General features: G+C 54.5%; 16 protein-coding genes. 13 read left to right on the top strand and 3 right to left on the bottom strand.

Annotated elements, in window-relative coordinates:
* The 8 genes from HP566_RS21655 to HP566_RS17180 form a co-directional block, all read left to right on the top strand.
* Positions 1–149: transposase (locus HP566_RS21655; RefSeq protein ID WP_284041538.1), on the top strand; the 149-nt coding region annotated here is incomplete at its 5' end.
* 203 nt (positions 150–352) lie between these two features.
* Positions 353–1,153, top strand: a complete 801-nt coding sequence (locus tag HP566_RS17210; RefSeq protein WP_249978548.1) for a class I SAM-dependent methyltransferase — start codon at positions 353–355, stop codon at positions 1,151–1,153.
* A 242-nt stretch (positions 1,154–1,395) separates the two neighbouring features.
* On the top strand, positions 1,396–1,539 hold the full coding sequence (locus tag HP566_RS21650) for a type II toxin-antitoxin system RelE/ParE family toxin (RefSeq protein ID WP_284041536.1): 144 nt from the start codon (positions 1,396–1,398) through the stop codon (positions 1,537–1,539).
* A 9-nt stretch (positions 1,540–1,548) separates the two neighbouring features.
* On the top strand, positions 1,549–1,836 hold the full coding sequence (locus HP566_RS17200; RefSeq protein WP_084173268.1) for a HigA family addiction module antitoxin: 288 nt from the start codon (positions 1,549–1,551) through the stop codon (positions 1,834–1,836).
* Positions 1,837–1,983: 147 nt separating this feature from the next.
* On the top strand, positions 1,984–2,253 hold the full coding sequence (locus HP566_RS17195) for a type II toxin-antitoxin system Phd/YefM family antitoxin (protein WP_008284815.1): 270 nt from the start codon (positions 1,984–1,986) through the stop codon (positions 2,251–2,253).
* Complete coding sequence (locus HP566_RS17190; RefSeq protein WP_249978547.1) at positions 2,254–2,553, top strand: type II toxin-antitoxin system RelE/ParE family toxin; 300 nt, start codon at positions 2,254–2,256, stop codon at positions 2,551–2,553.
* Between the two features lie 129 nt (positions 2,554–2,682).
* Positions 2,683–3,933 (top strand): macrolide family glycosyltransferase, encoded by a 1,251-nt coding sequence (locus tag HP566_RS17185; RefSeq protein WP_249978546.1) that lies wholly within the window; start codon positions 2,683–2,685, stop codon positions 3,931–3,933.
* Between the two features lie 369 nt (positions 3,934–4,302).
* The gene (locus HP566_RS17180; protein WP_249978545.1) at positions 4,303–4,575 is read left to right on the top strand and encodes an aspartate/glutamate racemase family protein; all 273 of its coding nucleotides are present in this window, start codon (positions 4,303–4,305) and stop codon (positions 4,573–4,575) included.
* A gap of 122 nt (positions 4,576–4,697) precedes the next feature.
* Here HP566_RS17180 and HP566_RS17175 read toward each other — a convergent pair whose 3' ends face one another.
* Entirely contained in the window at positions 4,698–5,882 is a 1,185-nt protein-coding gene (locus HP566_RS17175) for a UbiH/UbiF/VisC/COQ6 family ubiquinone biosynthesis hydroxylase (RefSeq protein ID WP_249978544.1), read from the bottom strand.
* Between the two features lie 97 nt (positions 5,883–5,979).
* On the opposite strand from HP566_RS17175, the gene HP566_RS17170 reads away from it, so the two are divergent.
* The 5 genes from HP566_RS17170 to HP566_RS17150 all read left to right on the top strand — a co-directional run bounded on the left by HP566_RS17170 (position 5,980) and on the right by HP566_RS17150 (position 10,806).
* On the top strand, positions 5,980–6,837 hold the full coding sequence (locus tag HP566_RS17170; protein ID WP_249978543.1) for an NAD-dependent protein deacetylase: 858 nt from the start codon (positions 5,980–5,982) through the stop codon (positions 6,835–6,837).
* 126 nt (positions 6,838–6,963) lie between these two features.
* Positions 6,964–8,427, top strand: a complete 1,464-nt coding sequence (locus tag HP566_RS17165; protein ID WP_249978542.1) for a protein adenylyltransferase SelO — start codon at positions 6,964–6,966, stop codon at positions 8,425–8,427.
* 103 nt (positions 8,428–8,530) lie between these two features.
* Positions 8,531–9,577 carry a DNA polymerase IV gene (dinB, locus tag HP566_RS17160; protein WP_249978541.1) on the top strand — a complete coding sequence of 349 codons (1,047 nt, stop codon included), beginning with the start codon at positions 8,531–8,533 and terminating at the stop codon, positions 9,575–9,577.
* 140 nt (positions 9,578–9,717) lie between these two features.
* Positions 9,718–10,548: an alpha/beta fold hydrolase gene (locus HP566_RS17155; protein WP_249978540.1), complete on the top strand. Its 831-nt coding sequence runs from the start codon at positions 9,718–9,720 to the stop codon at positions 10,546–10,548.
* A gap of 9 nt (positions 10,549–10,557) precedes the next feature.
* The gene (locus HP566_RS17150; RefSeq protein WP_249978539.1) at positions 10,558–10,806 is read left to right on the top strand and encodes a YkoF family thiamine/hydroxymethylpyrimidine-binding protein; all 249 of its coding nucleotides are present in this window, start codon (positions 10,558–10,560) and stop codon (positions 10,804–10,806) included.
* 184 nt (positions 10,807–10,990) lie between these two features.
* On the opposite strand, the gene gabT is transcribed toward HP566_RS17150, so the two are convergent.
* The gene (gabT, locus tag HP566_RS17145) at positions 10,991–12,265 is read right to left on the bottom strand and encodes a 4-aminobutyrate--2-oxoglutarate transaminase (RefSeq protein ID WP_249978538.1); all 1,275 of its coding nucleotides are present in this window, start codon (positions 12,263–12,265) and stop codon (positions 10,991–10,993) included.
* Positions 12,266–12,543: 278 nt separating this feature from the next.
* Positions 12,544–12,832, bottom strand: a 289-nt coding sequence (locus HP566_RS17140; protein ID WP_249978537.1) for a hypothetical protein, incomplete at its 5' end; no start/stop codon positions are given.

Genomic DNA, 12,832 nt, shown 5'->3' with positions numbered 1-12,832 from the left:
AACCCGTCTTTGGAAACATTGGCACGACGAAAAGACTGAACCGCTTCAGTCTTCGGGGCAAGAAGAAAGTACAGGGCCAGTGGCAGCTTTACTGCCTGATACACAATATTGAGAAGTTAGCGAATTATGGTCATTTAGCCGCGTCATGAAGGGCTTAGAGCGGGGTAAGTTGCTTTTTAAGAGCAAAAGGCCGTCTTCAACAAGCTTTAGCTGGGCGCCCAAGTGGCTAAATGCCGATATTAAGATTACTCAGCCAGATGACTGGCTGAGTAAGTAAATTAGGACGAGAGGCGGTGGAGACGACTCGAAATCGGTTTTTTCTACAGCCTCGTTAGATTTTTCGGGAGACTTGATGGAACTATACGAAACTGGAAATGCAAACATCTGGTCGAACTCCTATGTTCGCGAGCAACTGCTGAAAGCACACCTCAATCCAGATTCTGATGCAGCAAGCCGTAAGCCAAAAACGATCAGAGCAACCGTTGACTGGGTTCTCGAGAATCAGTCGGGTACAGGCTCTATCATTGATCTTGGGTGTGGCCCAGGTCTTTATACTCAGGCGTTTGCCGCTCGCGGATGGTCGGCTGTTGGTGTGGATATCAACGAATCAGCGATCAACCACGCTATTGAATCAGGAAAATCAAAAGGACTGACGGTTCAGTATCTGCATCAGTCTTACCTCGACAAAATTGATGCAGGTGATTTTGATGTGGCAACCTGCATTTATTGTGATTTCGGCGCACTGACAAGCGAACAACAGAAAACGTTTCTCTTGAATGTCTATCAGTTACTTACCCCAAGTGGTGTGCTGGTATTTGATGTATTTGGCGCAGGCATTTCGCAAACTAAAACGGAGGGACGTTCTTGGGAAAGGGCAGATGCCAATGGATTTTGGTCAAAGTCACCTTGTTACGTGTTGTCAGAGTGTCAGCATTTTGAAAAAGAGCAGGTTTGGGGGCAAAAGTATATTGTCATTCCCGACTCGGGCGAATCATTCACCTATGTGCTATGGGATCACTATTTCACAGTTGAGAAGCTGAAGTCATTGCTTTTAGAGGCTGGTTTTTCCGTGATTGAAACAAAATCGGACCTCGTTCAGGAAAGCGATTTTACTTCTGGGGACGTTTTATTTGTACGTGCCAGAAAAATCTAACAATGCAATTAAATTCGCTCCCTGCGGTCGCCGGACGCTCGTTCCTCGCTCCGTTTATGGCCGGCGTTGTGCATTGAAACCTGGTACGTTACAGGGTACATTTAGGGAATGATACGAAGCTTTAAACACAAGGGCTTGGCCAAGTTCTTCAAGTCCGGCAGCACTGCAGGGATTCAGGCCGCTCATGCAAAGAGGCTTCGGCTTATTCTCAGTAGGCTTAATGCGGCTTCTGGCGCCAAGATATGGACTTGCCGGGCCTTCGGCTCCACGAGCTTTCCGGCAATCGGTCGGGAATCTGGTCGGTGACGGTAAGCGGCAACTGGCGCGTGACGTTCCGTTTTGAGGATGGTGACGCCGAGATAGTGAATTACGAAGATTATCACTGAGGTACTCCTATGTTGATGCACAACCCTCCCCACCCTGGTGAAGTAATAAGAGAGCTTTGCCTAGAGCCTCTTGGTCTATCTGTGACAGCAGCTGCGGAAGCGCTCGGGGTCAGCCGGAAGACGTTAAGCGCCGTTTTGAACGGCAAAGCCGGTATTAGCCCGGAAATGGCAATTAGGCTTTCTATCGCTTTTAATACCTCATCGGAGAGCTGGCTAACCCAGCAGTCTCAATATGAGCTGTGGCATGCTGAGCAACACCGTAAAGACCTCAGGGTCAAGAAGCTTGTCGCCGCGTAGTAGAGCACATAACAAAGCCATTAAATTTGCTTTCTGTGGTCGCCGGACGCTCGTTCTTCGCGCCGTTTATGGCGGGCGTTATGTTTCTTGACCGCACCTGTTAACAGGTGCTATTAATGGTGCCCAACCGTTGGCTGAGTGATCACTATGCAAGTGAAATTTTCCGAGGATGTCATTCCTCTATCAGACCTGAAGATCAATCCCGGAAAGGTGGTTGGTCGAGCGCAGGATACGCATCGCCCAATCCTGCTTACCAGTCGTGGCCGCGGTATAGCTGTTGTTCAGGGGCTCGAAGATTATGAGAGAACCGCAGAGGAATTGCGGTTTGTAAAGGCGGTGGCGCAGGGGCTTATGGATGTTCGCGAGGGCAACACCGTATCGTTGGAGGACGCCAAGAAAACGTTGGGCATCAAGTAAATGGAATTACGCATCGCACGGTCCGCTCTTGAGGACTTACAGGCTATTCAGAAGTATTACAAAGAACAGGATGTTCCACATATCGGTGATGATTTCGTGGCGGCTATCCTGGAACATAGCGAAATGCTTCAAATCCACCCCGATGCTGGCCGGGTTGTTCCTGAATTCAATCTGGATCGTATTCGCGAATTGATTCACGCGCCATTTCGAGTTGTCTATCTCAGGCAAGCTAAAGAGGTTGTGCTCATACGAGTCTGGCGAAGCGAGAGGCAGCTCGAATTACCAGCAAGCGAAACATAACCAGGCCATGCACCGGATGTCAAAACCTCCGCTTCGCTGTTGTTCTGTCACCGGTGATGGCGGGCGCTATGCTCACAGAGCATCAGGCTCCACCCTTCGGACTTGAGAGTAATCCGCACGGAGGTGCCGATGATCCGCATCATCATGATCGCTATACCGGCAGCTGGCCATGTCAACCCCAGCGTGCCGCTGGTCCGTGAATTGGTCCGGCGCGGCATTAACGTCACTTTCTACGTCACCGAGGAGTTCCGCGCTGTTGTCGAGCAGGCTGGGGCCACCTTTCGCGCCTATCCCGATGGCACCATCTCCTCCAAGGTCATTGCCGATGCCAACGCTCACGGCGGATCGGCAAGGGTCGTGCAGCGTTTACTGGAAGCGGCGCAGACACTATTGCCGCTGCTGGAGTCTGAACTGCGGCAGGACCCGCCGGACGCGGTCATGTTCGACTCGAACGCCTTATGGGGGCGAATGCTCGCAACCAGTCTGCGCCGCCCAGGGATCTCTCTTATGACCACGATCCTCGTCAATGCATCTGTGTTCCGTCGTTTGACAGTACGCGAGCGTCTCGCCGTAGTGTGGGAGAGTGCGACTTCTCTGCCGGGAACCCTCGGCGCGCGACGCCGGCTACTGCGAAGCGTAGGTCGTGATCTCTTACCATCGAGTCCGATGTTCCCGACCCGAGGTGATCTAACGATCTTCCCAATTCCTGCATGGATTCAATCTCCCGACGACCGCTGCGATGCGAGTAGCCACTTCGTCGGCCCTTCCATTGATACCGCGCCACGTACCGAGGAGATTGATGCGCAACTCGAACGTCTCCTTGAAGATGAGGCCCCACTGGTGGTGGTGTCTCTGGGAACGCTGCACCGTGGCGGCGAAGACTTCTTCCGATCTTGCATTGAGGCCTTCGCGGCGCTGCCCGCGAACGTGCTGCTGGCCGTCGGCCGTGCCATGGGCCCCGCCGATTTCGAATCAGCGCCGTCGAACATCGTGGTACGGGCCGTTGTGCCCCAACTTGCGGTGTTGCGGCAGGCGGCGGTGTTCGTGACACACGGCGGAATGAACAGTGTGATGGAGGGGCTCCATTTTGGGGTGCCGATGGTCGTGATCCCCCAGCAGGTCGAGCAATTCCTTATCGGCCAGGCGGTCGCCGACCGTGGCGCGGGTCTTGTGCTGCGCCATCACCTCAGTGGGCGGAAGATAGCCACGAAGGAACTACGGACAGTCGTGAAGACGCTGCTGGACGATTCGTCATACACGGCCTCGGCTCGTACTCTTGCAGCCACTCTGAGCGAGGGCGGTGGAGCAATGGAGGCAGCCGACCAGATCGAACGTCTTCTCGGCAGGGCTATCCAGACTTGCCACGAGATCTTTGGCTAAAGCTGAGCGCTCCCGTTCGGAGAGCGTCATGGCAGCGTTTCTGAGGGTTTCGAGTTCGGGCGCTGTCATTTGACACCCCACGGAGATAGACATAGATAAATGATGCAGGGTGTTGCACCCCATACAAGCTACTGCACCGTAAAAATAGCTCTCTGGTGCTCTTTATGTTCCGGTAAGTAAAACGTTAATTCCCAGCACTGCAAGGTTTAACGCTCCAACCATCTGAACCCTAAGGCACGGCACTCATTGGCATCTATTTTATGGCGATGGGAGTGGTTCTATTGGTTGGCTCTGTGGGTATTAGTCGGTTGTGGGCGTTGCTGATGGGGCTGCGGCGTAGTGTAGCTGACGGCGGGTTAATGCCAGGTTATGCACCATGATTCGGTGATCTATCGGGAACTGTGCCTGGGTGTTGTAAAGGCTGGTGCTAAAGCCGAGTACCTTGAGATCATCACCTCGTCGGCAGAGCGGGGGCACAGGGGGGGGATTCTGGGATGTACTGAGATTGGCCTGCTGATTCAGCAAGCCGATACCGATGTGCCGCTGTTTGATACTACCGAGATTCATGCAGAACAGGCGGTTCAGCGGGCGTTGGGTCGTGTCTGGTTTTCGCTACACAGCTTGAGCGTGGGAGCTTTGTAACGGCAAGTCCTTTCTCTAACCAGTCGCCGTAGTCTGCTATAAAGGTCTGGTTGGTACCATGCGATAAAACAAGTGATTGGCGCCTGAAAGCTCCGCACGTGTGGCGATAATACCCTCCGGCGTTAGCGCATTTTGAAGGGGTTTAGCCCATTGGCCTGCTGCATCATCATGCGCTTGGCGAACGGGAGGCGTTCGGTAAGATGCAGGCTGAGATCGCCTAATTGTCGCAGTGGTTTTGCGCCGGTAAACAGGTGGTGAAAGCTGTCGGTGGCGGCAATCATTGCTTGATTGGCCAGGCGGCGCTGGCATTCGAAGCGGTGGAGCATGACCTTGTCGCCGGGGTCGCTTCCATTGATGATCAGCTCTGCCAGGGTGTCGGCATCGTGCAGGCCGATGTTCAGCCCTTGCCCCGCCAGGGGATGCACTACGTGGGCGGCATCACCAATCAGTGCCAAGCGTTTACCTATATAGCGCTTGGCGTGTTGGCGCTTAACCGGAAAGCTGGCCCGCGCCACGATGCGGGTCAGTTTACCCAGGCGTTTGGGGTAGGTGGATTCGATGGCACTCATCAGCGCCTCGTCATCAAGTGCTTCGCGAGCGTGAGTAGCCTCATGGCTGTCGTACCACACCAGAGAGGCACGCTGGCCGGGCAGAGGTAGCATGGCAATCGGCCCCGTGGGAGTGAAGTATTGCCAGCTGATATCCTGCTGGGGTAGTTCGGTTTCCACATTAATGATCATTGCCCGCTGGTGGTAGTCATAGCTGCTTACGCTAATGCCCGCTAGTTCCCGAAGGGTAGAGCGTGCGCCATCGGCACCAACAATTAAACGGGTGCTTAATGTTTTTCCATTATCCAGCTCCAGTATGCGAGCTGTGCTGGAGGAGATGGTGCTTAGCGGCGCACAGTGGGTATAACAGGTAACGCTGGGGAGGTGTTCCAGGCGTTGCCACAGCGCATATTGCAGCGTTCGGTTTTCGATAAAGATGCCGAAATCGTCCATCCCGCTATCCTGGGCAGAGAACAGCGAATGACCGGAGCCATCCTGGTTGGCGACATCAATGTGCCGGAATGGGCAGCAGCGCTCTTCCGGCAGGGTGGTACCGCTGGCTTTTACAAAGGCCAGCGAACGGGCATTGAGCGATGAAATGCGCAGGTCATAATCGCCGCTGAGTGGCGTAGGGGGACTGCCTCGCTCAACCAGCCCCACCGAGATGCCCGCATGGCTTAAGCGAGCTGCCAGAGCTGCGCCCACCATACCGCCGCCGACAATCACAACATCATGATCCTGTTGCTTGGCCCGTTGCATGAAATGCTCCTTTAATGAGTAGCCGTTGCGCATTACAGATGTTTTCGTTGTCATACAGTATCGTCGAGACTCGGTAATATTGCCTAGAGGTGAACTATTGACGCAGGTAGTGGAAATAGCAAAAACCGTTCAAAAAGCCGGTGAAGAACTGGCGGCTTTTATTGAGCACTACCCTTCATTGTGGGTGATTACCGGGGCAGGCGTGAGCACCGATAGTGGTATTCCTGACTATCGTGATGCCGACGGGCAGTGGAAGCGTCCTCCACCGGTGCAGCATGGTGATTTTATCGGCTCCTTGGCAGTGCGCCAGCGCTATTGGGCACGGGCATTGGTAGGTTTTAAAGCCATGCGCGAAGCCCAGGTGAGCGGGGCCCACCGTGCCTTGGCAGCCTTAGAGGCCATGGGGCATGTGGCGCTTTTGGTGACGCAGAACGTAGACCGGTTACATCAACGGGCAGGGTCCAGAAAAGTCATTGATTTGCATGGGCGTGCGGATATGGTGGCGTGCATGGCCTGTGGTTATCAGATGATGCGCCACGCGATGCATAGCGAAATGGCGAAGTTAAATCCGGCTTTTGCGGTGCTGGAGGCCCGGCATGCACCAGATGGCGATGCGGATTTAGAAACCGATTTCTCTGCCTTTAAAGTACTCGATTGCCCACGTTGTGGCGGTATTTTAAAACCGCAGGTCGTCTATTACGGTGATGTGGTGCCACCGGCGAGAAGAATGGCCGCCCAGGCGGGCCTGCAGCGTGCAAATGCCGTGCTGGCGGTGGGCACTTCGCTGATGGTCTACTCCGGTTACCGCTTCTGCCGCGATGCACATGCCATGGGGCTGCCCATCGCCTCGCTTTCGTTGGGCGTTACCCGTGCCGATGTGCTTCTGACCCATCAGTGGCGGGCACCGCTAACGCCAGTGTTAGAGCATGCCGTCGCCTGCCTCAAAAGTACTTAACGCATCTTCGGTACCATATATTGCCTTCTATCCATAACCGCCAGAAGGCATCGCAATCCGTGGGCGGGAACTTGAGTAAGCTGCTAGGGTATTCCCCAGGCCTTTATTTTAAAAGCGGAGTTGCCCGTGCTGACCTTTGAACACCAGTTTGCCACGCTGCCAGAACCATTGTGGGTCGCCTGTATGCCGACCTCAGTGGCTGAGCCGAGCTTGATTGCCTTTAACGACGCGTTGGCAACGCACTTGGGCATGCAGGCACGGCCTGAGGACGCCGTCCTGGCGGAATGGTTTAGCGGTAACCAATTGCCGCCAGGGGCAGAACCCAAAGCACTCGGCTACGCTGGCCATCAGTTTGGCAACTTTGTGCCGCAGCTGGGCGATGGCCGGGCGCTTTTACTGGGTGAAGTCATCGACCAGCTGGAGGTACGTCGCGATATACAACTAAAAGGCAGTGGTCGCACGCCGTTTTCCCGTGGAGGTGATGGCCGCTCGCCGCTTGGCCCAGTGCTGCGTGAATACCTGGTGAGTGAGTTTATGGCCGCTGTAGGGGTGCCTACTACCCGCGCACTGGCCGCTGTTTCCACTGGCGAACGGGTTGTGCGCCAGATGGTTGAGCCGGGGGCGGTGCTAACCCGAGTTGCCAGCAGCCATATTCGGGTAGGGACGTTTCAGTTTGCTGCCTTGCGACGCGATGGAACTGCTTTAAAAGCGCTGGCAGACCACGTGATTACCCGCCACTACCCTGAGGCAGCCAACGCCGAAGACCCTTACCTGACGCTGCTGGAGGCTGTTACTGCCCGCCAGGCGGCGCTGGTCGCTCACTGGATGAGCCTTGGTTTTATTCATGGGGTGATGAATACCGACAACTGCAGCATTGCCGGTGAAACCATCGATTACGGCCCCTGCGCTTTTATGGAGCAGTTTGATCCGCAAAAAGTATATAGCTCGATCGACCAGAGAGGGCGCTACGCTTTCAATAATCAACCGGCTATTGCCCAGTGGAACCTGGCCCGCTTTGCCGAAACCCTGCTGCCGTTGATGCGTGAAGAGGGTGATTCGGTGGTTGAGCAGGCCACCGAGATTATTCGCCGTTTTGAGCCGCTGTTTGATGCTGAGCAGCAACGCTTTTATGCCGATAAGCTGGGTTTGGCGTCCGAAAGCACCCAGGCCGCTACGCTGATGGAGAGGCTGAAAACCCAAATGCATCAGGGATGGATGGATATGACCGCCACCTTTGATGCGCTGACCCAATTTGCTGCGTCGCCCAATGATGAACAGCGCGATGCCTTGTTGAAATTGACAACCCAGCCTGATGAGTTGGCGGCGTGGCTGGAAAACTGGCAGGCAGCACAGGCGGCTAGCCAACAGAATGAACGCCTGGACGCCATGCGCCGCGCCAATCCGGTGATTATCCCCCGCAACCACCGTATTCAAGAGGTGATTGATGCTGCTTATGAGGGGGACTTTACCCCGTTCCATACGCTGCTGGCGGTGGTGACGCAGCCTTTTGATGACTCGTTTGAGGCACGTCGCCTGGCAGCCCCCGCTACGGAAAGTGAGCAGGTGTTACGCACTTTCTGTGGTACATGATTTGAACCAGTCGATATGAGCCGAGAAGCCTGCTCAGCGCTGCTACGAATACCTGTGATAAACTGTGCTTTTTTACAGGTAGTGGCGGAGGCAAGGTCGGCCTGTGCGCAAAATTATTCATTGCGACTGTGACTGCTTCTACGCAGCGGTAGAGATGCGTGATAACCCCGCGTTAACCGATATTCCCATTGCGATTGGCGGCAGTGTGGAGCAGCGCGGGGTGGTGGCGACATGTAACTATCCGGCACGTAAGTTTGGCATTCACTCCGCCATGCCCATGGCGCAGGCGCTTAAGCGCTGCCCGCACCTCACGGTGATGCGTGGCGATATGGCGAAATACAAAGCGGTGGCACGCCAGGTGTTTGCTATTTACCGTGATGTGACTGAGCTTATTGAACCGCTCTCATTGGATGAAGCATTTTTAGACGTCTCTGATGTCACTCTTCATCATGGCAGTGCGACCCGTATGGCTGAGGCGATTCGCGAACAGGTGCGGAGCGAAGTGGGGATTACCGTCTCGGCAGGAGTGGCACCTAATAAATTTCTCGCCAAAATTGCCAGTGACTGGCGCAAACCCGACGGTCTGTTTGTTATCACTCCCGAGGCTATTGATGATTTCGTGCAACAACTGCCCGTCAAAAAGATCCATGGTGTAGGGCCGCGTACTGCGGAGAAGCTGGCGGAATTGGGTATTCGCACCTGTGCGGATCTGCGTGCGTGGCCTCTCACTGAACTGGTGGAGCGTTTTGGACGCTTCGGCTATCGGCTGCATGAGCTGAGTTACGGGCGGGACGAACGGCCAGTGAAAATCCACCGTGAGCGTAAATCCATCAGCACTGAACAGACTTATCCCCAAGACCTACCTACGCTAGAAAGCTGTCAGCAGGAACTGCCATTATTGATTGAGGATTTAAAGCGCCGTTATGCCCGCCTCGAACCGCCGCCTGCGGTGCGCGGGTTAGTGGTGAAGGTAAAGTTCAACGATTTTACCCAAACCACCGTCGAGCACGCCGACCCTGCGCCGAATCTTGAGCAGTTCGAAACGCTGCTAAGCGTAGGTTGGGCAAGAGGTGCCAAGCCTGTTCGTCTATTAGGTGTTGGATATCGCTTGGCAGAAGAAATCACTGCACAGCAATTGCCACTGTTTTAATTAGCTTGTTAATACTTATGTCGATTGACGCTCTGTCAGGAGCGCGTTAAAACAGACGTATGATAGTTTGTTTAAAATAATAGATAACGTGGATGCTTCTCCCGCGTTGCTTTCCTGTCTGATTACTCTGCGAGCCCACCATGTCTGCCGATGCTGCCCAACGCCCCCATATCGTGTTTGCCCATGCCAACGGCTTTCCTGGCTTAAGTTATCGCACACTGCTTGATCCGTTAGCGGAAACCTTTGATGTGCTGCCGCTGGATCGCCTGGGGCACCACCCTGAATATCCGGTTAATCATAACTGGGGGAATTTAGTAGAGGAGCTACTGAGCTACTTACCGGAGAGTGATACACCGTTACTGGGGGTAGGGCATTCACTGGGTGGAACCTTGATGGCGATGGCGGCGGATAAGCAGCCAGAACGATTCTGTGGTGTGATCATGCTTGACCCGCCCTTGATGCTGGGGCCGGATGCCTGGGCCATGAAGGCCGCCAAGCGGTTTGGTTTTATTGATCGCATTACCCCGGCCGGTAAAACCCTGGGCCGCCGTAGTGTATGGCCAAGCCGTGAAGCAATGGCGAACTCGCTTCGCCGGCGGGGACTGTTTCGTCGCTTTACCCCTGAGGCACTTAATGACTACATTGAAGCAGGCACACGACTGCTTGAGGACGGAAGCGCGGAGTTGACCTTCGACCCACGGATTGAGGTGGAGATTTTCCGTCACTTGCCAGACCATTTGTCCCGTTTGCCACGCCGGGTAGGGGTACCCCTGGAACTGGTTGCAGGCCAGGAGTCACACTTACTTACCCCGTCACGGGTTAAACGGCTAAAACGCCACGGTTTGGCGATCAGCCATGTACCAGGTACTCATATGTTTCCAATGGAGCATCCAGATGAGACGCGTGAGGCGATTATCAAGGCGTGGCAACGTTTAGAGCATGAACGTCATAAACGCTCGCGGATGGCGTAAGGAGGCAGTATGTATCTTTCTGTACAGCTCAGCTATTACCCGCTGGCCGATGATTTTAAGCCGGTTGTGAAAGAGGTGGTTAAACGCCTGGAAGCCACAGGGCTGGAAGTTCACCCTAACCGAATGAGCACTCAGGTGTTTGGTGAGTTCGATGAAGTGATGGTGGCGTTAAGCGACGTGATGAAATGGTCGTTTGAAACCCATGGCAAGGCGGTTTTTACAGCCAATTTTCTGGAAGGCGATCGGCGGCCTCGTTAATTAGAGAGCCTGCATGACCGAAACAGACCTGGGTGGGGGCGCTGTAAACCCTTCCGTGGGTGCTACTTTTGCCATCTGACCGCCATGGATAGCGGAAATGCCGGAATGGTAGGGAACGTAATTCCGGCCATAGTAAAAGGCCCCTGCTACGGGCTGTTATCGGCCTTTCAAGTTAAATGGCCTGTCAAATCAGCGCTTCCAGGCAGGATTCAATAATATCCAGGCCTTCGTTCAGCACGTCATCTTCAATGGTGACCGGCATCAGGAAGCGGATGGTGTTGCCGTACATGCCGCAGGAAAGCAGTATCAGCCCCTCTTCCCGTGCCTTTTTACATAAGACTGCTGCCAGCTCTGCATTCGGTATCCGGTCTGTTTTGTCAGATACACATTCGAATGCCGCCATAGCGCCCATATTACGTATGTTATCTATGCATGCGAACTTGTTTTGCCACTCGCCGAAGCGCATCGCCAGTTTGTCGCCCAGGGCCTGGCTTTGCTCAAGGATGCTCTCTTCCTCAAACACCTCTAGTACCGCCAGGGCGGCGGCACAGGCGGTAGGGCTGCCGGTGTAGGTGCCGCCCAGTGAGTTGGGGCCAGAGGCATCCATGAGGTTGTCTGTACCGACAATGGCGGAAATCGGCATGCCATCGGCCATACTTTTCGCCATGGTCATAATGTCGGGTTCAACACCGCTATGCTCAATGGCGAACATTTTGCCGGTACGACCAAACCCTGACTGCACTTCGTCGATAATCATCAGCATGCCATGCTCATCGCAGAGTGCGCGGATTTTCTCCAGGAAGCTCGTGGGAGCTGGGTAGAAACCGCCTTCACCGAGTACCGGCTCGAGAATAATAGCGGCTGTGTCTTTGGGGTTGGCATCGGTTTTCAGCGTCATTTTCAAACCACGAATGGCTTCATCTTCGCTAACGCCGTGGTAGGGCACTGGGTAAGGGGCGCGGAAAACTGTACCAGGCATCGGCCCAAAATCGCTTTGATAGGGAGCGACCTTGCCGTTCATGGCCATGGTATAAAAAGTGCGTCCATGGTAGCCGCCATCAAAGCAGATGACATTGGAGCGACCCGTCGCGGCCCGCGCAATTTTAACGGCGTTTTCCAGCGCTTCTGCACCGGAATTCGCCAGCATTACCTTGGCATGGCCGCGTACTGGAGCAAGCTGGCTGAGTTTTTCAGCCACCCGGACATAGCCTTCATAGGGCATGACCGTTTGGCAGGTGTGCATCACCTTATCAAGCTGGGCTTTGACCGCTGCCACCACTTTGGGATGGCGATGCCCAATGTTAAGAACGCCAATTCCCCCAGCGAAATCAATAAACCGGTTACCGTCAGCATCCCATATTTCGGCATTTTCGGCGCGATCCGCAAAAGCGGTAGCGGGGCTAGCTGCGCCCGCAGCGACATATTTCTGCTTCAGCTCATTTAGCTCGGCATTGCTCATGGCTCGCTCCTATCACGATAGGGTGTTGATTGAAGGTTATTGCATAAGCATAGTGCGCAGTAGGCGTTATGACATGGTGGGAATATAGTGATAAGCGTAGTGCGAAAAAGCCGCATCGCCTCTAACGATCCTGCCAGCTGGGCACGGCGAAGCCGATGCGCCGGAATGCGGCCTCGCGCAGGTCATGCACTGCCTGACGTGCCTCGACGCCAGTTCTGCGTTTCAGCGCCTCGCCGGTCGCTGGCAGGTTCAGCGGGAGGCGCAACCAGGCGGGTACCTTACCAAACACCAAACAACACACCTGAGAAATATATAGCCGCCGCAAAAATACCGCATAGCATCCACGAGGTGTAGAGCCATACCAGCAGACGTCTTAGTCTCACAGGCGCCTGGTCGATCAGCTCCGGCTTGCCTTTCATATAAAAGCGCTGCATAAACCAGTATTTCCTGAATAATATGCTAAAGCCATATCTGGTCATACGATGAAGGGAAAAGGGCAATCCCTTGAGATATTTCTGTTCGGGAGACTCCCACGCTCCAAAATAGCGATCCGCCTCATCGATCTTG

The sequence above is a fragment of the Vreelandella olivaria genome (assembly GCF_023507745.1).
GTDB classification, from domain to species: Bacteria; Pseudomonadota; Gammaproteobacteria; order Pseudomonadales; family Halomonadaceae; genus Vreelandella; species Vreelandella olivaria_A.
Note: the sequence above shows the minus strand (reverse complement) of the source record. Positions and strands in the feature narration are given on the sequence as shown.

Excerpts from the sequence above, each read along its gene's own strand:
- HP566_RS17175 (WP_249978544.1), bottom strand. The coding sequence starts at position 5,882 with ATGCAACGGGCCAAGCAACAGGATCATGATGTTGTGATTGTCGGCGGC.
- HP566_RS17190 (WP_249978547.1), top strand. The coding sequence starts at position 2,254 with ATGGAATTACGCATCGCACGGTCCGCTCTTGAGGACTTACAGGCTATT.
- HP566_RS17185 (WP_249978546.1), top strand. The coding sequence starts at position 2,683 with ATGATCCGCATCATCATGATCGCTATACCGGCAGCTGGCCATGTCAAC.
- HP566_RS17195 (WP_008284815.1), top strand. The coding sequence starts at position 1,984 with ATGCAAGTGAAATTTTCCGAGGATGTCATTCCTCTATCAGACCTGAAG.
- HP566_RS17200 (WP_084173268.1), top strand. The coding sequence starts at position 1,549 with ATGTTGATGCACAACCCTCCCCACCCTGGTGAAGTAATAAGAGAGCTT.
- gabT (WP_249978538.1), bottom strand. The coding sequence starts at position 12,265 with ATGAGCAATGCCGAGCTAAATGAGCTGAAGCAGAAATATGTCGCTGCG.
- HP566_RS17150 (WP_249978539.1), top strand. The coding sequence starts at position 10,558 with ATGTATCTTTCTGTACAGCTCAGCTATTACCCGCTGGCCGATGATTTT.
- HP566_RS21650 (WP_284041536.1), top strand. The coding sequence starts at position 1,396 with ATGGACTTGCCGGGCCTTCGGCTCCACGAGCTTTCCGGCAATCGGTCG.
- HP566_RS17180 (WP_249978545.1), top strand. The coding sequence starts at position 4,303 with ATGCACCATGATTCGGTGATCTATCGGGAACTGTGCCTGGGTGTTGTA.
- HP566_RS17155 (WP_249978540.1), top strand. The coding sequence starts at position 9,718 with ATGTCTGCCGATGCTGCCCAACGCCCCCATATCGTGTTTGCCCATGCC.
- HP566_RS17210 (WP_249978548.1), top strand. The coding sequence starts at position 353 with ATGGAACTATACGAAACTGGAAATGCAAACATCTGGTCGAACTCCTAT.